The following is a 21131-nucleotide window of genomic DNA, read 5'->3' on the forward strand; positions in this document are numbered from 1 at the left end:
CTGGTCCAGCTCAGGTCGTGGTCGAACGAGCCGATCCGATGGTCGTCATCGCAAGCGGGCTTCGTGTCGGAGTGCGGGTCTCGATCTGTACGAGTTGGATGTCGGCCTGGAGGGGGTGGCGGGCCGTCGCCCGCCACCCCCTCCGCACGTGCCCCGGGATCAGGAGATGGCGTACGCCCGGATCACGGTCTGGGCGACCGTGTTCCCGGCGGCGTCATCCGCCTGCACCCGCAGCGACACGAACCCGGCGGCGTTCGGATGGCTCACCTTCGCGACACGGTGGTCACCTGAGCCCGTGACGACCGCCCGCCGCCAGGTCTGCCCGTCGTCGTACGACACCTCCACGGACACCCGCTTCGTACGCCCGGCCGATGAGCCCGGCTGCCGCTCCACCGTCAACGGGATGTCGAAGCGCCGGCCCGCCGGCGCCTCGTTCAGCTCGTCCAGCCGCGGGCTGAGCCGCACAGTGGACAGCGGCAACCGCTGCGGCGTCTCCTCCGCCACGTGCCCGGACCGGAACGTCCATACGCCTGACACGCTGGTCGACAACGTGCTCGGCTCGGCCCGGGTCGCCGATGCCTCCAGCCGGTAGGTCGCCGGCTCGGCCGGCACCGTGAACTGCCCGACCGGCTTGTCGACGGAGCCGAGCAGCGTGTCGCCGCGGTAGAGGGCGACGCGGGTGGCGGCGACGTTCGAGTTGCCCGGTCGACCGGTGCCGTCGGCGAACATCGGCACTCCGGCCTGGATCACGTCGCCGGTGCGGGTCAGCCAGTCGGCCGGCCCGGTCGGGCTGGTCGACGACGGGCCGAATACCGCCTGGTTCCACGACTGCCGGTACGTGCGCCCGCCGAGGTACGTCTGCCACGGCTCGTTCGACTGGTACATCGTCACCGGGTAGGTGCTCCCCGCCGGGATCGACCGGTGCATGAACGTGGAACTCCATCCCACCCCACCGTCGGTGTTGACGTATTCGGTGCGGCGGAACGGCAGCTCGAACGGGACGTACACGGTCCAGTAGGTGTCGCTTGGCGCGAGCCGGCCGCCGTTGGCTTCCACGCCGTCCTCTCCGGGCATTCCGGTGCTGGCGTACGTCGACTCGATGGTGGCCAGGTCGGCCGGTTGCGGTGCCTTGGTGAGACCGTCGAACATGCCGCCCCGGTCGAACCACACCAGGTCGTACACGTACGGACTGTTGCGCACGGTGCCGCCGGTCAAGGCGGCGAACGACACCCCGATCGAGCTCTTGAACTCCGGGGCGGGCTCATCCGACCCGATCTGACCGACGTAGTTCCCGGCGAAGGCGGCCGGCGTGCTGAGCGCGACGGCGCCCTTGCCGGGGCCCGCGTACCAGGTCGCGTTGATCGCGATCAGCGTCGGCACCGCGTCGGCCTTCGGCACGGTGACCGAGATCGGTTTGGCCAGTCGGGCGTCGAGTTGGATCGTCAGGGGGCGGTCGACGACGAACGCGGGCTGCACGAGCATGGTCGAGGAGTAGCGCGTCGGGTCGGTGTCCGGGCCGTTGATCCAGGTGTACAACCCGTACCGTCCGCTGGGCAGATGCAGCACCGGCGTGGGGTTGGTGGTCCACTCGTAGATGACCTCGTAGGTGTCCAGGTTGACGATCGAGGTGTAGCGGGTGGTCGCCGCAGCACCGTTGCGTCCGGTGTGCACGAGGGTCACGTCGTAGCCCTCGCCCTCCCGGTCGACGGCGAACGGCGTCTGCACCTGTACGCCGCCGGCCGCGGTGGCGGACAGGTAGCCGGTCCAGTAGCCGTCCGGACCGTCGACGGCCGTGTCGGCGGTGAGCGTGGTCGAAGCGGTGCCGCCCGCGGGCACGGTCAGGCTGGTGGCGCCCGTGGTGAAGGCGCCCGCCGGTACGCCCGCCGCGGTCTGCACGCTCAGCGACAGCGTCACCGGGTCCGGGCCGTCGTTGCGGTAGGTGACGGTCTTCACGATGGGCGCGTCGTCGGTGTGCGGCCAGGGCTGGCGGCCGAAGCTGACGCTGCCCTCCTGGGTGGCCACCGTCTGGCTGATCGCCCGCGCCACGTCGACCCGACCTGCGCCCTGCCCGAGCACGGTCACCCCCGCGGTGGGCTTGGCCGCCGCCATCAGGGCGGTCTTGCGCTGCTGCGCCGACCAGCCGGGGTGTTCCTGGGTGAGGATCGCGGCGGCGCCCGCGACATGCGGCGTCGCCATCGAGGTCCCGGACATCGTGGTGTAACCGGCCACCGGCGCCGGGGTGCCGCCGGCGCCGTGCACGGCCTTGGCCGCCACGATGTTCACGCCCGGCGCCGCGATGTCGGGCTTGACCGCGTGGTCACCGACGCGCAGGCCCCGGCTCGAGAAGGAGGCGAGTTGATCGGTGCTGTCGACCGCGGCGACGGCGAGGGCGGCGTCCGCGCTGGCCGGCGAGCCGACGGGAGAGGCAGCCTCGTTGCCGGCGGCGATCACGAACAGGGTGCCGTACTGGGCGGTGAGGTCGTTGACCGCCTGCTCGAGCGGGTCGATGCCGGCGGTGTCGCCACCACCGAGGCTCATGTTGACGATCTGGGCCTGCGGTGCCGCCCACGCCATGCCCGCCAGGACGTCGGACTCCGTGCAGGATCTGTCGCCGCAGATCTTGCCGATGAGCAGCTTGGCCCCCGGTGCCACACCCCTGTACCGGCCGCCCGAGGCGGCGCCGGTGCCCGCGATCGTCGACGCGACGTGGGTGCCGTGCCCCACCGTGTCGTCCGTGCTGGGCGTGCTGGTGAAGTTCTGCATGCCGACGATCTGCCCGGCCAGGTCGGGATGGGTGGCGTCGACTCCGGTGTCCAGGACCGCGACTGTCGTGCCGGTCCCGTCCAGGCCCGCCTGCCAGGCTACGGGCGCCCCGATCTGCGGCACGCTCACGTCCAGGTCGATCGTGCGCTTGCCGTCCAGCCAGACCCGGTCGACCCCGGTGGACAGCGTGCGGGCGGTCGCCGTACCGCCTGTCAGCGACTGCCACAGCCTCGCGCGGCCGGCACGGTCCGCGCGGACCGCGAGGGCGCCGATGCTGGACAGGTCGCGCACCACGCGGGCACCGGCGACGGTCGAAGCCGTACGCGCGGCGGCCGCCTTCTTCGTGCCTGAACCGGGGTACGACACGAGCAACGGGAGTTCACCGGACCGGTCGTCGTAGCCGAACTCGGCCAGCGTCGTCAGGTCGAACAGCCGCCGGTCGAGCCGGCCGTCCTGGAGCAGCGGCAACGCGTCGGCCGGGATGACGTACTGGTGGCCGCCGATCGTCTGGCTCACGAAGTCGGTACCGGCGCGTCCGGGCCCGCGCTCGACGGCCGTCCCGCCGCGACCGTCGGTGATGACCCGGTCCCCGGTGATCAGGGTGATCGTCGTGGCGGCTCCGGTCGGGGACGCCGTCGGTGGCGTGCCGGCCGGAGCCGCGTCTGCCGTGGGGGCGCCGGTGGCCGTCACGGCGACCGCGGCGACGCCCACCAGCAGGGTGCCCAGTAACAGGCTCGGTAACCTTCGTCGACGCATACGCCGCACTCCTCGAGATCGTCTTACCGTCCGGATTGGACGGTGGGCCTCGATGGTGTCCGAATGCCTGTCCGGCGACCATCGAGCAGTCACGATCTTGATCATTGATGATGATCTCGTCAACCGGCCATGCCGGGCCGGGTCAGAGCAGGCCGCGCCGGACCGCACGGACCCCGGCCTGGAACCGGCCGGTGGCGTCGAGGTCGTCGAGCAGAGCGGCGATCCGGCGCCGGACCGTCCGCGGGCTCACCCTGAGGTGACGGGCGATCGACTCGTCCTTCATTCCCGCGTTGAGCAGGTCGATGAGCTTGCTCGTGTCGGCGTCGCGCGCGTCCTGGCGGCCCGATCCGAACCGGATGGGGCTGGCGTGCGACCACAGTTGCTCGAAGATGGCCTGGAGACCGTCGGTCAGCGCCGACCGGGCCGCGACGACCGAGAGGGTTTCCGGCGCGGTCTCTTCGCCGGCGAGTAGCACCACGGCGGTCTCCCGGTCGACCACCAGCAGCTTCATGGGCACCTGCGGCAGTGTCCGGGCTTCCTCGCCGTTGTCGACCATCCACTGGATGCGGGCGACCAACGCCGGTTCGTCGAGGACCTGGCTGGCGTAGAGCGAGCGGAAGCGGACGCCTCGTTGCAGCAGACCGAGTTCGGCGTCGCTGATGGGGGTGCTGTTCGGCGCGACGTACGGCGGGGTGTCGATCCCGACCACCTCCGTCCTCGCCGAGCCGAGCAGGTCGTGGATGCGGCTCGCGGTCGCCGTGCGTCCCTCGACCACCTCGAAGAGCCGTCGTGGTTCGGTGCGCATCAGTCCGGCGGCGAAGACCCGGGACAACTCGTACGACGCGGCCTCGAGCCGGTCCAGGGCATGTCGGCGATCCCGCACCAACGCGGCCAAGCCGGCGAGCGGGTCCACGGCCTGGTACCGGCCGTCGATCTCGGTGTCGTGGCGGATCAGGCCCAACGAGGCCAGACGGTCCAGCGCGGCGCGTACCTGCGCGGTGGAACACCGCAGCGCGTCGGCGTGCGAATCGGCGTCCGCCCTCGGGTCGAGCAGGAGCCGCCGGTACACCTGTTGGTCCAGGTCGGACAGCCCGACCAGGTCCCATGCTCCCCGCTCCCCGTTGTCCAGCACAGCGCGAGCATAGGCCCGTGCGTCCGGAACAGGCACCTGGCCGAATCGGGCACCGTTGCGCGCCACCACGCTGTTAATGTCTCGCCGCCGGTGATCAAGGTGCATGGAGAGCATGTGGGATCCCCTCGCGGCGACGCATGACGACCGTGACGTTCGGTGCCGGCACGATTGAGGAGGAGCAATCATGTCGCGTCGTTTGTTACGCGCGCTCGCGGTGGCCGCCGTGGCCGTCTGCACACTGGTCGCCCAAGGTGCTACGGGCGTGGCCCACGCGGCCGCGCTGACCACGACATCCACAGATCTCGCCACCACCGCGACCGGTTCCGGACCGTCCGGCGAGTGGCGGGTCGAGCGAGTGTGCAGCGGACCCGCGCAGGTGGGGTACGCACAGTGCAATTCGATCCGCCGCATCCCGCCGACAGCCCCCACGCAACCGTCGGCGCCGTCCCGGCAGGCCAGCGCCGACGATCCGGTCTACGGGTACGGGCCCGCCGACCTCGTCTCCGCGTACAACCTGCCGGCCGCGGGGGGTGACGGCATCACCGTCGCGGTCGTGGCCGCCTTCGACAACCCGACGGCCGAGGCGGACCTCGCCGTCTATCGGGCGCACTGGGGCCTGCCCCCGTGCACCACCGACAACGGCTGCTTCAAGAAGATCGACCAGCGCGGCGGCCACGACTACCCCATCCCCGACGAATCGTGGGCCGGGGAGATCTCGCTCGACCTCGACACCGTGTCGGCGGTGTGCCCGCGCTGTCACCTCCTACTGGTGGAGGCCGACACCAACTCGGTCGCAGACCTGGGCCAGGCCGTCGACCAGGCGGTCGCCAGCGGCGCGCAGGTGGTGTCGAACTCGTACGGCGGCCCGGAACACCCCGACGTGAGCTCCACCTACGGCAAGCACTACCAGCACCCGGGCGTGGCGATCGTGGCCGCCTCCGGCGACTACGGGTACGGCATGTCGTTCCCTGCCTCGTCACCGCACGTGACGGCCGTCGGCGGTACCAGACTCACCCGCGATGACAGCACCAGCCGCGGCTGGACCGAGCAGGTGTGGGACAACTACTCCGGCGCACCGGGCAGCGGATGCTCCACTGTCGAGCCGAAGCCCTACTTCCAGGCCGACCCCGGATGCCCCGGCCGTACCGTCGCCGACGTGTCCGCCCTCGCCGATCCGCTCAACGGTCTGGCGGTCTACCAGACGTTCGGCGGCTACGGCTGGGCGCAGGCCGGCGGCACGAGCCTGTCCGCCCCGATCATCGCCGGCGTGTACGCCCTCGCCGGTCGGACGCCGGCCGGCGACACACCGAACTGGTACCCCTACGCCGCGTCCGCCGGCAGCCTCAACGACATCACGACGGGCCGCAACGGCAACTGCGACCCGGCGGCGGCGTACCTGTGCACCGCCGGTGAGGGATTCGACGGCCCGACGGGCCTCGGAACGCCGAACGGTGTCGCCGCGTTCCGGGCACCCGGTCCGCACGGCCATCTCGCGGGCACGGTGACCGACGCGACCAGCCACGCGCCGATCGCGAACGCCACAGTCACGGTGAGCGGCGGCGGCCGCAGCGTCACCGCCACCACCGACGCCGCCGGCCGGTACGACGTCACGGAATCCGTCGGCACGTTCACCGTGGCGGTCGCCGCGTTCGGCTACGCCGGCGTGACCCGTGACGTCGAGGTCACCGACGGGCAGACCGCCACGGTGGATCTCGCGCTGCACGCCAAGCCCCAGGTCACCCTCGCCGGCACGGTGAAGGACGGTTCCGGGCACGGCTGGCCGCTGTACGCCACGGTCTCCGCGCCCGGCACCCCACTGCCGGCCGTGCGCACCGATCCGTTCACCGGCCGCTACCAGATGCGGGTGCCCGTGGAGTCCGCCCTGACCCTGAGCGTGCGGGCCGATCCGGCCGGGTACCGCACCACCGACGCGCAGATCACCGTCGACGCCACAGATGTCGGCCGGGACTTCGCGGTGCCGGTGGACGACGAGATCTGCGGGGCCGCCGGCTACCACCACAACTACGCCGGCCTGCCCGCCGAACCGTTCGACTCCACCGGCGTGCCGACCGGCTGGCGGGTCGACAACGCGACCGAGAACGGCGGGTGGGAGTTCAACCGGGGCACGGTGATCCCGCGCACCAACGAGACGACGGGCAGCGGGAACTTCGCCCTCATCGACACCCAGTTCCAGGACCGCAAGGACACCACGCTCACCACGCCGCCGGTCGACCTCACGGACGTCGACCACCCCGTCGTCGGGCTGCGTACCCGCTTCGTCGGCTACCTGCCGACCCAGTCGGCCGACGTACGCGTCTCGATCGACGGCGGTGCCACCTGGTCGACGATCTGGAAGCAGGACGCGCTGGCCATCATCAACGGACCCCTGGCCCTGCCGATCCCGCAGGCCGCGCACCGCAGCGGGGTGCTGGTGCAGTTCCACTACGCGGGACAGTTCGCCCGCTACTGGGAACTCGACGACGTGTACGTCGGCAGGCGAACCTGTGACCCGGTGGCCGGCGGGATCATCGCCGGACGGGTCCTCGACGCGAACACCGGCGACGGCGTCGACGGGGCCACCGTGACCTCGGTCGCCCACCCGGATTCGCAGGCCACCTCGGTGGCCACGCCCGACGACGACAACCTCGGCGACGGCTATTTCGCCCTGTTCGGGCAGGACGTGGGCGACCAGAAGTTCACCGTGTCGGCGCGTAACCGGGTCAGCCTCACCCGATCGGTGCACGTCGCGGCCGACACGGTCACCCGAGCCGACTTCTCGCTGGCCGCAGCGGCGCTCACCGTCGACCGGTCGACCGTGACGCGTGACGTGCGGCTCGGCGAGAGCGGGCAGGCATCGTTCACCGTCACCAACTCCGGTTCGGCCAAGGCACACGTCTCGCTCGTGGAGCAGCCCGGCGGCTTCGTCCCCGCCGGCGCACGGGTCGCCGCCGCAACCGCGGTGCCGGCGCGGCGGGTCCCGGGCGGCGCCACCGCGGTCCGGCGCGCCGCCGGCGGGCAGCGCGTCACCTCCCCGCCGACCGTCACCTCCCCGCCGGCGATGGGCGCCACGACGGCGTCCGACGCTCCGGCGTGGGCGCCGATGACCGACTATCCGGGCGGCCCGATCATGGACCACGCGATGGCCCGCGGAGACGACGGCAAGGTCTACGTCGTCGGTGGCACGTCCGACGGGTACGGACCCACCGCGAGGGCGTACGTCTACGACCCGGTCCGGCTGCTGTGGTCCCCGCTGCCGAACCTGCCGGTGCCCGTACAGCGACCGGTGGCGGCGTTCCTCTCCGGCCGGCTCGTCGTCGCCGGCGGCTGGGGCCCGCTGGACGCGGTCACTGACGTGCAGATCTACGACCCGGCCACCGGAGCGTGGACGCGCGGCGCACCGATGCCCGCCCCGCGCGGCGCCGCCGGCGGTGCCGTGCTCGACGGCCAGCTGTACGTGGTGTCCGGCTGCACCGTCGGTGACTGCATGCCCGCCACCACGACCGTCTTCGCCTACGACCCCGCACGCGACCGGTGGAGCAGCCGGGCCGACTACCCGGCGAGCGGGGCGTTCATGTCCTGCGGCGGACTGGCCGGGCAGGTCATCTGCGCCGGAGGTGTGGACCTCACGACCGGCGACGGGTCGGCTGCCACCTACTCGTACGACCCGCGCACGGACGCGTGGACCCGCGCCGCAGACCTGCCCACCGGCTGGTGGGGCGCGGCGTCGACGGTCGCCAACGGGCAACTGCTGCTCAGCGGCGGCGTCGCCGGCGGCACGGGCCCGACGTCGTCGGTCACCAACGAGGGGCACGCGTACGATCCGGTGGCCGGGGAGTGGCACGCCCTGCCGAACGCGCCCACGCCGTTCTACCGTGGCGCCGCCGCGTGCGGCGTGTACCGGGTTGGCGGGGCACGGCAGTACTTCGAGGCCACCGCCACCGCCCAGGAGCTGCCCGGATACGACATCTGCGGGCCGACCGGCGACGTACCGTGGCTCTCCGAGAGCGACAGTGCCTTCACGCTCAAGCCCGGGCAGAGCAGGACCGTGACGCTCAAGCTGAACGCCGGCAACGCGTCGACGGTGGATCAGCCGGGCGACTACCTGGCCGCGCTGGCGGTCCGGGTCGACGGTCCGGTGCAGCCCGCACCGGTCCAGGTCACCATGCACGTCGACCCGCCGAAGAGGTGGGGCCGGGTGAGCGGCACGGTCAGTGGCGCCGACTGCACCGGTTCCGTCGCACCGCTGTCGCGCGCCATGGTCACGGTGAGGACGAAACACTCCACCACCACGCTGTGGACCGACGAGGCCGGGAACTGGTCGGTCTGGGTCGACAAGCGGGACAGCCCGGTGACGCTGGTCTACTCGAAGGACGGATTCAGCGACCTGACGAAGCGGGTCGAGGTGCGCTCCGGTAGCACGGTCAGCACGGACGTGGTCCTGCAGCCGGATCGCTGCTGAGCCTCACCGCACGGGCACGGGCCGGTCGGCGCTTCGGCGTCGACCGGCCCGTACCCGTTGGGTGTCTGATACCGGGCAACAGGCAGGTGGCTTGCGCCGAGCCCAACAACATTTCTTTCCCGCACGTGCCCGAAACCCGTCCGGACCACGGGGTATCGCGGTGAGCGACGATCAGGCGCGGAACGCCCGGATCGCCAGCGCGGCGAAGCGGCGAGAGGCAGCAATCCGGGCGTCTGCCGATGCGGCGTGCAGGCCGCCGTTCGCCATGAGCACGAGGATGAGATCGTCCAGGACGAAGTCGGGCCGTAGCTGGCCGGTGTCCTTGGCACGGCGCGCGAGCTCGGCGAGCGAGCCGAGCGTGCGCTCGCGTTCCGCGGCGAGATCGATGGCGTGGGGGAAGGCCGAGGTGAACGCCGTGGTGACGCTGCGGTTTCGTGCCTGCAGCTCAAAGAGTCGCTCGATCATTCGGCAGAAGCCGCGCCACGGATCCGGGTCGGCGAGTTCCTCCTCGGCGATGGTGCGGCACGCGTGCATCTGCTCGGTGAAAGCCTCAGTGGCCAGCGCCTGCTTCGTGGGGAAGCGGCGGTACAGGGTGGCGGGTCCGACGCCGGCGCGTCGGGCTATCTCGCGCATCGGCACGTCCATGCCTTCGGCGGCGAATACCGCCCGAGCCGCGTCGAGGATGCGCTCGCGATTGTCCAGGGCGTCGGAACGCAACTTGTGAGGCAAATCGTCGGCCACTGTCTCACTATAGCTAAGCGGACGCCGGCGTCCGCTACCGTTCCCGAGCAGGCAGGGTCGCCGCACGGCGGCTCGGATCCAGCTCACGAAAAGGGACAACCGTGAAGGCAATCGCGATCGAAGAATTCGGACGCCCCGAAGGGCTGGCTCTTATCGACATCCCTGACCCGGCTCCCGCTCGCGGACAGGTGCTGATCGCCACCGAGGCGATCGGAGTCGCAGGCGTCGACGTCATGATCCGAAGCGGCGCTCTCGCCGCCTACGGCTATCGAGAGGGACACATCCCAGGCGGCGAGGTCGCCGGAACGGTGACCGCGGTGGGCGACGGCGTCTACCCCGGATGGCTCGGGCAGCGGGTGTGGGGGTTCACCGGTACGGGTGGGGGATACGCCGAGCAGGCAATTGCACCGGTCGCGGAGGTCGTACCCCTCCCGGTGGGTCTTTCCGCCGTCGATGCCGTAACGCTCGGCAGCGCCGGCGTCGTCGCCCACTTCGGTCTCTCCCACGCTCGTTTCTCCCCCGGGGAGGCCGTGCTGGTCCGCGGCGCGGCCGGAAGCATCGGGATCATGGCGGTCCAACTTGCCGCGCACGGTGGTGCCAGCGCTGTGGCGGTCACCACCTCCTCCCCGGAACGCGGCCGTCGGCTGCGCGACCTCGGTGCGACCCACGTGCTGAACCGCTCCGGAGAAGGGCAGCCGGACGATCCCGCTGGCTATGACGTCATCATCGACGTCGTGGCAGGTCAAGGCATGCCTTCGTTCTTCGACAGGCTCAACCCCAACGGCCGGCTCGTGGTCGTCGGCGCGGTCGGGGGCCAGCCGCCGGCCGACTTCGGCACGAGGTTGATGGCTGCGTTCCAGAAGTCGATGTCCTTCGCCACCTTCAGCGCCGCGACGGTAGCTGAGCCCGATCGACGCGCCGTGCGGATGGAACAGTTCGCCGCCGTACGTCGTGGCGAGCTCCAGACGGTTGTGCACGAGGTGCTGCCGTTGGAGCACGCCGTGGCGGCGCACCAGAAGCCGGACGCCGGCGAGGTCTTCGGGAGGATCGTGCTGACCCCGAACTGACCAGCACTCGGGTCAGCGCGGCATGACGGCTCGGGATTCGTCGTCCAAGCGCGTCAGCCGAAAGCTGTCCGGCGGATCATGGCCGGGCGGGGCGGTAGGTTGGCCGCATGCCTTCTGCACTTGTCGTCGGCTACGACCCGCAAGCGATACCTGGCGTCGACGCAGACGCACTTCGTGCGGCGCTCGATGCGGAGCTGGCCCGGTTCGCTGCGCAGGGCATCGACGCGGCCATGACGCTGATCGTGTTCGACGAATCCGCCGAGTCCACTCTCATCGCATCGTTGACGAGCCGGCCCTGGGATGTCGTGGTCGTCGGTGGCGGGATCCGCAAGGCCGAGCAACTGCTTCCGCTCTTCGAACAGGTCGTGAACCTGATCCGCCGCCATGCGCCCCAGGCCGCCATCGCGTTCAACACCAGTGGCGGGGACAGCGTCGAGGCAGCACAACGATGGCTCTGAGACCCGAGGACCCGCACCCCGCCTACTTCCGGGGACGGCCAGAGCCAAGTTCGACAGCACGCACCCCCGATCGCGTACGTGTTCGCGCGGTCTACCCCGGCACCTTTGATCCCTTCACTTCCGGGCACTTGAATGTGGTCGACCGGGCACGCGACCTCTTCGACGAAGTGGTCGTGCTCGTCGCGGTCAACAGCAACAAGCATCCAGGCGCCGACGAGGAGGAGCGAGCGGCGGCTGTTCGCGCCAGCCTGCCGATCGAGTGGACCTCGGTCACCGTTGCGGCCTGGAGCGGGTTGACCTCCACCTACTGCCACCGCAATGAAGTAGGAGTGATCGTCCGCGGCGTGCGTAACACCACCGACCTTCACGCCGAGTACCAGCTCGCCGCGATGAACCAGTCGCTGGATGTCCCCACGGTGTTTCTGCCTGCGCAGCCTGAACTGGCCGCGGTGTCTTCGACCGCGGTGCGGACGCTGGGGGAGTGAGCCTCCTCCACGCAACCGGGCGACGACCCTCTTGAGACTGCCGCTTCAAAATCGGTTCGAGTACTACGCCGATGCGAGATCCACGTGGGTGCACCCGCTCGCCGGGCTTTCGCTGGAGGTGATGACCGCGTCGAGTCGCTCCCTGGCCGCGACGAGTTCGGAGATCCGCTGGTCGATGCGGTCCCGTTCGGCGCGCAGCAGGGCGCGGGACGCCGGGGTGTTGACCTTCGCGTCGACGCAGGGCAGCAGGTCGAGGATCGTCTTGCTGGACAGGCCGGCGGCGTACAGCGTCTGAATCAGGTGCACGCGGTCGGCGGCGTCGTCCGGGTAGTGGCGTTGCCCACCGCTGCTGCGGATCGAGGTAAGCAACTGCTGTTCCTCGTAGTAACGCAACGCCCGCACCGACACGCCCGTCCTCGCGGCCAGTTCACCGATCCGCATGGGCATGGCTCCTCTCCCGCGGGTGACCCCGACCACAGCTCTTGCCTCTCACGTCAACGTCAGGTTTTAGCGTAGCTCGCGAACGGCCCACCCTTCCTGGCTGGAGGCAAGACATGAAGATCAACGGTTCGATCGCGCTGGTCACCGGCGCAAACCGGGGCATCGGCCGGCACTTCGCGCACCAACTGCTCGAGCGTGGTGCGGCGAAGGTCTACGCGACGGCCCGCAACCCGGAGCGGATCGACACCCCTGGCGTGGCGGCCGTCCGGCTCGACATCACCGACCCGGAGCAGGTCGCCGCCGCGGCGGCGATCGCTTCCGATGTGACCCTGCTGATCAACAACGCTGGGGTCGCCACCTGGACCAACCTGGTCACCGGCGACCTGGCCAACGTTCGGCTGGAGATGGACACCAACTTCTACGGAACACTCAGCATGGTGCGAGCCTTCGCTCCGGTGCTCGGCGGCAACGGCGGCGGCGCCATCCTCAACGTTCTGTCCGCGGCGTCGTGGTTCTCGCACGACGGGGCCAACGCCTACGGCACGACGAAGGCGGCGGCCTGGAGCCTCACCAACGGCATCCGACTCGAACTGGCCGGCCAGGGCACCCTGGTGACCGGCCTGCACCTGGGTGCCGCCGACACCGAGATGATGGCCGGCTACGACGGCGACAAGGGCGATCCCGCCGATGTCGTCCGCGCCGCTCTCGACGGCATCGAGGCCGACAAGCTGGAAGTCATCGCCGACGAATGGAGCGCCCACGTCAAGGCGTCGCTGGCCGGCGAGCCGAGCGCCTTCTACACCGACCTCGGCCGCAGCTGACGGCGAGCGCGGGGGCGGGCGAGCACTGACCGGAGCAGCCGGCCGAGCTCGGGATCCCGCCCCCGGCCGCCGGCTTGGAGCAACACCAGCGGTGCACCAACCGCCTTCCATCAGGGCGTGGTGGTGGCTGCCGCCCGCCCGCCCCGGCCTGGACGATCGTCGGCGGCCGCCGGGCCTGAGTCCGGCGTCCTGGGACGTACGATGTCTCTGGATGGCGTCACTGCTGAGGCGGACAGGGGATCATGGCGCGTTGGGAGCCCGGGGCGCAGGCGCGGCTGCAGAGTGCGGCGCTTGAGCTGATCGCGCGGCAGGGGTTCGAGCGGACGACGGCGGCAGAGATCGCGCAAGCCGTCGGGCTGAATCGGCGTACATTCTTCCGGCATTTTCCCGACAAGCGGGACGTGTTGTTCTCCGGCCAGTCGGAGCTTGAGGCCGCCCTGGTTGCCGGGGTCGAGCAGGCGCCGGAGGGTGAGTCGCCGATGGGGCTGGTGGGTTTGGCCCTGGCTCGCGCGGCCGACCTGTTCGTGAATGTGCCGCGCGAGCGGGCGCGGGCCAACCAGGCGATCATCGACGCGGAGCCGGCGTTGCGGGAACGTCAGCGCCAGAAGTACGCCGACCTGGCCCGACGCCTCGGTGAAGCCCTGCGGGACCGGGGTGTCAGCGACCTCGCGGCCATGCTGGCGGCCGAGTCCGCCGCCATCGTCTTCACGGTGGCGTTCGTTCAATGGCTGGCCGACGGCGAGTCGCGATCCCTGTCGCTGATCATTGCCGAGACCCTGGCCGAGCTGCGCGCGCTCTACGTCCCGCGCTGACACCCTTCCGTCTGACGTCTCTCGGAGACGTCGCAAGGCCTGGGTGCATCCTATCTGCGATCAGGGGGTAAGTGGCCGTCGCGCGGTCCACGAACAGCGCAGACGGCATTTTCATTGGCACGTAAGCAGATTTGGGCGCGTCTCCATGCCCCCACCGTGATGTCACTTGGTGACGTGGCGGTGCTATGGTTATGTCTCTGAGAGACATCAAGGTGGGGAGGGTGGCGCCATGAAGCGCATCCAGTATCACGAGTACGGCGGCCCCGAGGTCATGCGGCTCGAGGACTTCGAGCCAGCACTGCCAGGCAAGGGTGAGGTCCTGGTCCGCGTGCGGGCGGCGGCGGTGAACCCGATGGACGCGGGCATCCGCCGCGGCAGGCTGAAGACGGTGACCGGCCGGAAGTTCCCGCGCGCCCTCGGGCACGACTTCTCCGGCGTCGTGGAGGCGGTCGGCGAAGGCGTCACCCGGGTCCGCGTCGGCGACGAGGTTCTCGGCGGGGCGAGCATCAAGGGGGCGGGAGCATTCGCCGAGATGGTCGTCGCTGAGGAGAACGGCGTCGCGAAGAAGCCGGCGAACATCTCCTGGGAAGAGGCCGCCGCACTACCGACGCCCGCAGTCACCGCGTACCAGGCGCTGGTCAACAAAGGCAAGCTGAAGGCCGGCCAGTTCGTCTTCGTCGCCGGTGCTCTCGGCGGGGTCGGCCGGTCCGCCGTCCAGCTCGCCTTGATGATGGGCGCCTCCGTCGCCGGCAGCTGCCGCGGAACCGCCGTCCAGGAGGCACACGACCTCGGCGTATCCCCGATCGTCGAGTTCGATTTCGACCCGGCGAAACTCGCGGGGCGGTTCGACGTCGTCCTCGACGCCTCCGGCAAGCTGCCGCTCACGTCGGCGAAGACGTTGGTGAAGCCCGGCGGTCACATCGTCGACATCCACCCCGCGCCCGCGAAGTTCGCGCGGGCCGCCTTGCCCGGGCCGTACGAGGTGCTGGTCACCAAGGCGGTCCCCGCCGACCTCGAACAAGTCGCGCGGGCCGCCGAGAAGGGGGCGCTGCGGATGCCGATCGCCGGAGTCGTGCCGCTCAGCGAGGCGATCCCGGCGCTCACCGACTTCGAACTCCGGAGTGGGCCCAGGCGCGGCAAGCTGATCATCATGACCTGACGACGAGGGCCGCGGAGCCCGGACGCCCGGCGGCCCGTAACCGGGGGTCAGATTTGGAAGCGGGCCACCGGGCTCGGACAGTTGGGCCGCTCACGAGCGCGTGCCCCGACGGTGCTGGACAGTCGGCGGATCAGTCGGCTCGGCCGGATCGGACGGCACCGCGACACGTGCAGATCGCGCAGAGCACTCGTGTCGGGCGGCCTCACATCCGGGATTTCAACACGTCGATCTCGCAGCCGGGCGCGGCGGGGTCGAAGCCGTGCTCCGCCAGCCAGCGGATCGCCAGCAGGCTCCGTAACGACCACCACGCGCGGACAACGTCCAGGTCGACGTCGGTTCCGTAGCCGGCGACGACGTCGCCGAGGTGCTCCTCGTGCCCGAGCGTCAAGCACGCGAGGTCGAAGAGAGCGTCGCCCTGGCCCGCCTCCGACCAGTCGATCACGCCGGTGACCTCGTCGTCCTCGAGGAACACGTGGGCGATCTGCAGGTCGCCGTGCATGAACACCGGCGTCCGCGGCCTCAGCGCGGCTTCGGCGATCTGGCGGTTGCGGGTGACCAGGTCAGCGGGGAGGGTGCCGCTGGTGACGAGCCACTCGCATTCAATGTCGAGCCGCGACGCCAACCCGTCGAGGCACCGGCTACGCCACGGCGGCAGCGGCGCGTCGTGCAGCCTCCGCACGGCGGCACCAGCCGCAGCCCACGCCGCCGAGGACGCGGTCGACGGCTCGCCGAGGCGGCCCAGCACCTTCCCCGGGACAGCAGCGAGCGCGAGTACGGACGGCTTGCGCCACAGGATCTCCGGAGTGGGGATCGGCGCCAGCGCCATCGCCTCGACCTCGACTTCGATGCGGGCCTGATCAGCGTCGACTTTCAGGAACACGTCGCCGACGCGAAGCGTCGCGCGCTCCCGATGGGCGACGACGACCTCTACCTCTTCCACGTCGGCCAGTTTCGCGGAGATGACTACCGACGTCACCGGATTATTGGCTGTGACCACGCGGTCGACCGCAGCGCGATCGACCCCATGCAGGATGCGGGAAACCATCCGGCCCGACGTGTGGCGGACGGCTCCCGCACCCAGGTTCATTCCACAAGGCGTTGCCGCAGGCTCAGGCCGCCCCGGCGCTCATCACGACCTCGCCGTTCAGACCGGCTGGATAGAACCCACCGGAGGCGGCCGGTGTGGGGCTCAAGTACACGATGTTCAAGACGGACTGGGCCGATCGGCCATAGCACATCCCGTGCTCATCCGTGGGGATGAAGTTCGGGTTCGCCGCCGTGCCGACACCCTGGTCGTCATCCGCCGGGCCATCGAGACTGTTTCGCGCGTCGGAGAGCTTCTGCACCGAGTCGAATACCGTGTCGTCGGTGAGTCCAACGCTGTAGAGCGCGGATCGTACGATCCCCGCGTGGTACGCCTCGGTCGCCAGCAGGCCGGCTGCCGCGTCAAGGTACGTCTTGTTCGACAGCAGTGCCGCGGATCCCTTGAAGGCCGAGACTCCGACGTCTTCGAAGAGGAACGCCGCGAACAGGAAGTTGAGGTCGTTGGCGTACGGGTCGAAGCTTTCGCCTTGCTTGATCAGACCAGCGGCGGTCGCCGCCGTAGTGAAGCTCGCATCCAGCGAGATCGCGGGACGAGCAACAGCGGCACTGCCGAGCGCGGATCGCAGGAAGGCCACATGCTGCATCTCGTCGGAGGCGATCTCCTTCGCGAACCGCTGCACGAACTTGCTGCTGAAGTTGACTGACCCTCCGCCGGACACCTCACCGCGTTCCCCGGTGCCGGTGGTCATCTCGTCAGGAAGCCCGGATCCCGTCGTCGCACGAAGATAGAACTCAGCTTCGAGATATTCGAGGTTGAGTGCGAAGTTGAGGATGGCCGCGTCGCTCGGCGAGCCACCACCCGCCGGGTCGGCCTTGCACATCCCTGGATCTACCAGGGCGGCAAGCCTTCGCCGGTCCGTTTCGGATTCTGCACTGCGTGACACCGACTCTGTGATGAACCAGTTGTCCATGCTGCCTCCGTTTTGGCGCATCCAGGTCCCCTGCCTGTACGCGCCGGCCGACCTGACTGGAAGGGGTGGCCCTTACGTTAGTTGCGCGAAAATGCCTCAGGAATCTTTTGGGGAATGCGCTACTGGGTCGGCCGGACGTGGACTACGCTCCGCGCCCGGTGCACCGTGCACCGGGCGCGGAGCGCGCAGTCGCCAAGGCTCGCCGGGTGCGGTGAGGCTCCCGGCGCCCGGATGCTCGGCGTCGGCGATTCTCACCCGCCGGGCTTGAGCCGCGGCCGGATCATTCCCCCTTCATCTCTCCCGGATCCCGCCGAGTGCGTGGACCTTGGTCCGGTCTCCGTTGCGAGTCGAGCGGGTTCTCGTTCGCTTCTCGGGTGCCTTCGAAGCCGGGCCGGCGGATCTCCTCGGGTCTGGGGACGTCGACCGGACGCGCGCCCGAGTCCGGCATCGGCTCGTACCCGGCTGCCGCCTCCGCGCCGACCGCACCCTCCGCGCAGGGTACCGGCGGCGCGTGCTCTTGCCGGTGCAGCACTTCGTGCATTCGCTGCGGTGGCCTGGCGGCGCGTTGGGGCAGGTCGCGGCCGAGGTCGGAGACGACAGGTCCGTACTTGGCGTCGAAGGCGGGGCGTTCTGAGCGGATTCTCGGTATGCGGTCGAAGTTGCGGAGCGGTGGCGGACAGGTAGTGGCCCACTCCAGCGAGTTTCCGAACCCCCATGGGTCGTCGACCGAGACGACGGCGCCGAACCGCCAGGACTTCCAGACGTTGTAGAAGAAGAAGAGGGTGGATGTGCCGAGTATGAACGCGCCGATTGTGGAGACGGTGTTCAGCGTGGTGAAGCCGTCCTGAGGCAGGTAGTCGGCGTAGCGGCGGGGCATGCCCTTGTTGCCCAACCAGTGGTGCACCAGGAAGGTGGTATGGAAGCCGACGAACATGGTCCAGAAATGCACCTTGCCGAGGCGTTCGTCGAGTAGCCGGCCGGTCATTTTCGGAAACCAGAAGTACACGCCGGCGAACGCGGCGAAGACGATGGTGCCGAAGAGCACGTAGTGGAAGTGCCCGACGACGAAGTAGGTGTCGTGGGTGTGGAAGTCCACCGGAGGGCTGGCCAGCAGCACACCGGTGAGGCCGCCGAAGAGGAAGGTGACCAGGAAGCCCACCGAGAAGAGCATCGGTGTCTCGAAGGTGAGCTGCCCCTTCCACATCGTGCCGATCCAGTTGAAGAACTTCACGCCGGTCGGTACGGCGATGATGAAGGTTGTGGCCGAGAAGAAGGGCAGTAGCACCTGCCCGGTGGCGAACAGGTGATGAGCCCAGACGTTCAACGAGAGGAAGAAGATCGCCCACAGGGCGAGCACCATGCCCTTGTAGCCGAAGAGCGGCTTACGGGAGAAGACCGGGATGACCTCGCTGATGATGCCGAAGAACGGCAGAGCGACGATGTAGACCTCGGGATGGCCGAAGAACCAGAAGAGGTGCTGGTACAGCATGGGTCCGCCGGTGCTGGCGTCGTACACGTGGGTGTGGACCACGCGGTCGGACAGCAGCGCCAGGAGTGCCGCGGACAGCAGGGGGAAGACCATGATCGCCAGCAGCGCGGTGATGAACATCGCCCAGGTGAACAAGGGCAACCGCCACATGGTCATCCCTGGCGCCCGCAGCGTCAGGACCGTGGTGATCAGGTTTACCGAACCCAGGATGGTGCCGACGCCGGACAGCACCAGGCCGACGACCCAGAGATTGGCACCCACGCCGGGGCTATGCGCCTCCTGGCTGAGCGGGGTGTACGCGGTCCACCCGAAGTCGGCGGCACCGCCCGGCTGGACGAACGAGCCGAGAACCAACAGCCCGCCGAAGAGGTACAGCCAGTAGGCGAGCGCGTTCAGGCGGGGAAACGCCACGTCCGGGGCACCGATCTGCAACGGCACCAGGAAGTTGCCGAATGCGAACGCCAACGGGGTGGCGAACAGGAACATCATGATCGTGCCGTGCGAGGTGAACAGCTGGTTGTACTGCTCGGAGGAGAGGAACTGCAAACCGGGGCGGGCCAACTCGGTGCGCATGAGCAGCGCCTCGATGCCGGCGGCGCTGAAGAAGAAGAACGAGGTGACGAGGTAGAGCAGACCGATCTGCTTGGCGTCGGTGGTGCCGAGAAGCTTGGTCAGCGTGTTGCCGGGCACCGGTCGCCGAAATGGGCCGGGATAGTCCCCAGACGTCGCGTGGGTCACTATCGCCGGCTGGCGGTCCCGGCCGCGACTCGAGACTCGTCCCGTCACCGGTACCGGCCGTCGTAGCGGACGCCGCTCCGGGTGTCCGTGAAGCTGACGCCTACCCGTACGCCATCGTCGGTGATCCACCGGACCGTGTACGTCGCCCGGTACGTCGGCGGCCAGAAGGAGGCGAAGGTCCCGTCACCCGTAACAGACCACTCGCCGGCCGACGGTCTGCCTCTCTCGACGTAGGTCGTTCGCCCATCCGCTGTGAACGATTGAGTCGCCCCGTCTTCGAACACGAACTCCGCGGCGGTCAGGGCGGCGACCATGTCGGCCGCGCTGACCGGCTGGCCGTCGACAACGTCCCCACCGGAGGCGGAAATAGGGTCCATCGAACTCTCCTGACATCGAACAAGACACTGGCCCGTGGCCTCAGCAGGCTAGCCAAGTCGGACTAGATAGTCCAATCTGATGCTTCACCGCACACGCGCTCTGCCGCCGGAACCCATCGCCTCTGGCGTCGTAAGCTGCGCGGAAAACGGGTCGATGTCCAAGAGACCCCGGCCCGAGAGTGGCTCGGCCGGAATTCGGCATCGGACTGTTTGGTCCGTGAGTGGGGTCACATTCCGTGTCGCGGACATCGTCGATCAGCCGGGTTGGACACCCGGACGGGTCGCTTCTTCGTGTCGTTCGTCTCGGTCCGGTGATCGCCGGGCGCGCCTAGTAAGGCGTGAATGGACCGCCCGGTCCACTGATGCGGTAATCGATCCCCGCACTACCGCCAACCATGTGCCATGCTTGGACCGCAGGGTCCCAAGCGAGGTCGTCTGATCTCGCGGCGTATCTACATGTCGGAAGGGTGTGGCGATGAGCAGCGAAGAGCAGGCGCTGGTGGCCGAGGAGTTGATCGACAGCGTCGAACGGGGACGCTTTGAGCTCTACCGGGACGGCGAGCTGGTCGGCTGGCTCTACTACACCCACCTGAAGCCCAACCGGTACGCCCTCCGGCACACCGAGGTCGAGTCGAGTCATCAACACCAAGGCGTGGCGGGCGCGATGGTGCGGCGAGTGTTCGACGAGATCCGCGCCCGCGAGGGCACGATCACCGCAATCTGCCCGTTTGTGGTCGAGTTTCTCTCGCGGACGACCACCTACGCCGATCTGATCGACGCCCGACACCCCGGATATTCCGACCGCGCTGCCGCCGAGTCTGCGCAGGCGAAGACCGGCGGCTGAAACTGCCGGGCCTGCGCGCGGGGCTCCTCGGACGAGCCTGTCGCCGTCTCATGACGTGCTCGCGCGATAGCGCGATCTCTTCGCAGCACCACCGTGTCACGCGCGGAAAGCCGGCCCGGGCCCGCCCCGCCTTCACCTGGACCCGATCAACCCGATCGCAATCGTGTTCTGGAGCGCCCGGACGACGAGTTCGGAGGTCGCCAGCGCTTCGCATCGGCGACCAGGTGCCGTCTCGCACCACGCGGTGAGCGTCTCGACGCAGTAGCCTGACCGCCGTCCACAACGAACCCCTCGAACACCCTCCAGGAATGGGCCGCAACCGAGGGGTGCCGCGGGCGAATCAGCGTCGAGCGTCTGCGGCGAATTGAAGTCGGTGCATCTCATCGGCTACGCGAGTGAAACTCTGAAAACCTTACCCCGGTGGCTGCATCATTTCATGCTTGCCTCACGCGCCCGCGCCCGCGCCCGCTCGCGGTCGCGCTAGGTGTACTGCCCAGGGACGTTGGTCAACCTGGTGATGGGCGGCTTGCCGCCGGTAGCAGTGTGGGGCCGGTGGTGATTGTAGTGATGGAGC

Annotated in this window: 16 protein-coding genes; 8 read left to right on the top strand and 8 right to left on the bottom strand. The window is 69.4% G+C overall.

Annotated elements, in window-relative coordinates:
• Positions 1 to 159 precede the first annotated feature (159 nt).
• Complete coding sequence (locus BXA10_RS24755) at positions 160 to 3519, bottom strand: S8 family serine peptidase (RefSeq protein ID WP_076473236.1); 3360 nt, start codon at positions 3517 to 3519, stop codon at positions 160 to 162.
• 142 nt (positions 3520 to 3661) lie between these two features.
• Positions 3662 to 4651, bottom strand: a complete 990-nt coding sequence (locus BXA10_RS24760) for a hypothetical protein (protein ID WP_084753232.1) — start codon at positions 4649 to 4651, stop codon at positions 3662 to 3664.
• Between the two features lie 184 nt (positions 4652 to 4835).
• On the opposite strand from BXA10_RS24760, the gene BXA10_RS24765 reads away from it, so the two are divergent.
• Positions 4836 to 9110, top strand: a complete 4275-nt coding sequence (locus tag BXA10_RS24765) for a carboxypeptidase regulatory-like domain-containing protein (protein ID WP_084753234.1) — start codon at positions 4836 to 4838, stop codon at positions 9108 to 9110.
• 171 nt (positions 9111 to 9281) lie between these two features.
• On the opposite strand, the gene BXA10_RS24770 is transcribed toward BXA10_RS24765, so the two are convergent.
• The gene (locus BXA10_RS24770) at positions 9282 to 9851 is read right to left on the bottom strand and encodes a TetR/AcrR family transcriptional regulator (protein WP_076473237.1); all 570 of its coding nucleotides are present in this window, start codon (positions 9849 to 9851) and stop codon (positions 9282 to 9284) included.
• 101 nt (positions 9852 to 9952) lie between these two features.
• Here BXA10_RS24770 and BXA10_RS24775 point away from each other — a divergent pair, with 101 nt between their 5' ends.
• The 3 genes from BXA10_RS24775 (at position 9953) to coaD (ending at position 11861) form a co-directional block, all read left to right on the top strand.
• Entirely contained in the window at positions 9953 to 10918 is a 966-nt protein-coding gene (locus BXA10_RS24775; protein WP_076473238.1) for a zinc-dependent alcohol dehydrogenase family protein, read from the top strand.
• Between the two features lie 107 nt (positions 10919 to 11025).
• A complete protein-coding gene (locus tag BXA10_RS24780) occupies positions 11026 to 11376 on the top strand; it encodes a vWA domain-containing protein (protein ID WP_076473239.1) in 351 nt (116 codons plus the stop codon).
• Positions 11373 to 11861: a pantetheine-phosphate adenylyltransferase gene (gene coaD, locus BXA10_RS24785; RefSeq protein ID WP_076473253.1), complete on the top strand. Its 489-nt coding sequence runs from the start codon at positions 11373 to 11375 to the stop codon at positions 11859 to 11861. Before BXA10_RS24780 ends, coaD begins: the two co-directional genes overlap by 4 nt.
• A 63-nt stretch (positions 11862 to 11924) precedes the next feature.
• Here the strand turns inward: coaD and BXA10_RS24790 are convergent, their stop codons facing one another.
• Positions 11925 to 12302: a MerR family transcriptional regulator gene (locus tag BXA10_RS24790; protein ID WP_076473240.1), complete on the bottom strand. Its 378-nt coding sequence runs from the start codon at positions 12300 to 12302 to the stop codon at positions 11925 to 11927.
• Between the two features lie 113 nt (positions 12303 to 12415).
• On the opposite strand from BXA10_RS24790, the gene BXA10_RS24795 reads away from it, so the two are divergent.
• From BXA10_RS24795 to BXA10_RS24805, 3 genes are all read left to right on the top strand, one after another.
• A complete protein-coding gene (locus BXA10_RS24795; protein ID WP_076473241.1) occupies positions 12416 to 13123 on the top strand; it encodes an SDR family oxidoreductase in 708 nt (235 codons plus the stop codon).
• 242 nt (positions 13124 to 13365) lie between these two features.
• Positions 13366 to 13935 carry a TetR family transcriptional regulator gene (locus BXA10_RS24800; RefSeq protein WP_076473242.1) on the top strand — a complete coding sequence of 190 codons (570 nt, stop codon included), beginning with the start codon at positions 13366 to 13368 and terminating at the stop codon, positions 13933 to 13935.
• Positions 13936 to 14164: 229 nt separating this feature from the next.
• Positions 14165 to 15094, top strand: coding sequence for an NADP-dependent oxidoreductase (locus BXA10_RS24805; protein ID WP_076473243.1), 930 nt, complete (start codon positions 14165 to 14167; stop codon positions 15092 to 15094).
• A gap of 202 nt (positions 15095 to 15296) precedes the next feature.
• On the opposite strand, the gene BXA10_RS24810 is transcribed toward BXA10_RS24805, so the two are convergent.
• From BXA10_RS24810 to BXA10_RS24825, 4 genes are all read right to left on the bottom strand, one after another.
• Entirely contained in the window at positions 15297 to 16181 is an 885-nt protein-coding gene (locus BXA10_RS24810; protein ID WP_245828453.1) for a phosphotransferase family protein, read from the bottom strand.
• A 22-nt stretch (positions 16182 to 16203) separates the two neighbouring features.
• Positions 16204 to 17109: a ferritin-like domain-containing protein gene (locus BXA10_RS24815; protein WP_076473244.1), complete on the bottom strand. Its 906-nt coding sequence runs from the start codon at positions 17107 to 17109 to the stop codon at positions 16204 to 16206.
• A 280-nt stretch (positions 17110 to 17389) separates the two neighbouring features.
• Positions 17390 to 19384 (bottom strand): aa3-type cytochrome oxidase subunit I, encoded by a 1995-nt coding sequence (ctaD, locus tag BXA10_RS24820; protein ID WP_076473245.1) that lies wholly within the window; start codon positions 19382 to 19384, stop codon positions 17390 to 17392.
• Positions 19381 to 19650: a hypothetical protein gene (locus tag BXA10_RS24825; protein ID WP_076473255.1), complete on the bottom strand. Its 270-nt coding sequence runs from the start codon at positions 19648 to 19650 to the stop codon at positions 19381 to 19383. Before BXA10_RS24825 ends, ctaD begins: the two co-directional genes overlap by 4 nt.
• A 538-nt stretch (positions 19651 to 20188) precedes the next feature.
• Between BXA10_RS24825 and BXA10_RS24830 the strand changes: the two genes are divergently transcribed.
• On the top strand, positions 20189 to 20557 hold the full coding sequence (locus BXA10_RS24830; protein ID WP_139338130.1) for a GNAT family N-acetyltransferase: 369 nt from the start codon (positions 20189 to 20191) through the stop codon (positions 20555 to 20557).
• Positions 20558 to 21131: the final 574 nt, after the last annotated feature.

The organism is Micromonospora avicenniae (genome assembly GCF_900156065.1).
Classification (GTDB): Bacteria; Actinomycetota; Actinomycetes; order Mycobacteriales; family Micromonosporaceae; genus Micromonospora; species Micromonospora avicenniae.

Excerpts from the sequence above, each read along its gene's own strand:
- BXA10_RS24755 (WP_076473236.1), bottom strand. The coding sequence starts at position 3,519 with ATGCGTCGACGAAGGTTACCGAGCCTGTTACTGGGCACCCTGCTGGTG.
- BXA10_RS24765 (WP_084753234.1), top strand. The coding sequence starts at position 4,836 with ATGTCGCGTCGTTTGTTACGCGCGCTCGCGGTGGCCGCCGTGGCCGTC.
- BXA10_RS24780 (WP_076473239.1), top strand. The coding sequence starts at position 11,026 with ATGCCTTCTGCACTTGTCGTCGGCTACGACCCGCAAGCGATACCTGGC.
- BXA10_RS24790 (WP_076473240.1), bottom strand. The coding sequence starts at position 12,302 with ATGCGGATCGGTGAACTGGCCGCGAGGACGGGCGTGTCGGTGCGGGCG.
- BXA10_RS24795 (WP_076473241.1), top strand. The coding sequence starts at position 12,416 with ATGAAGATCAACGGTTCGATCGCGCTGGTCACCGGCGCAAACCGGGGC.
- BXA10_RS24800 (WP_076473242.1), top strand. The coding sequence starts at position 13,366 with ATGGCGCGTTGGGAGCCCGGGGCGCAGGCGCGGCTGCAGAGTGCGGCG.
- BXA10_RS24805 (WP_076473243.1), top strand. The coding sequence starts at position 14,165 with ATGAAGCGCATCCAGTATCACGAGTACGGCGGCCCCGAGGTCATGCGG.
- BXA10_RS24810 (WP_245828453.1), bottom strand. The coding sequence starts at position 16,181 with ATGAACCTGGGTGCGGGAGCCGTCCGCCACACGTCGGGCCGGATGGTT.
- BXA10_RS24815 (WP_076473244.1), bottom strand. The coding sequence starts at position 17,109 with ATGGACAACTGGTTCATCACAGAGTCGGTGTCACGCAGTGCAGAATCC.
- BXA10_RS24825 (WP_076473255.1), bottom strand. The coding sequence starts at position 19,650 with ATGGTCGCCGCCCTGACCGCCGCGGAGTTCGTGTTCGAAGACGGGGCG.
- BXA10_RS24830 (WP_139338130.1), top strand. The coding sequence starts at position 20,189 with ATGAGCAGCGAAGAGCAGGCGCTGGTGGCCGAGGAGTTGATCGACAGC.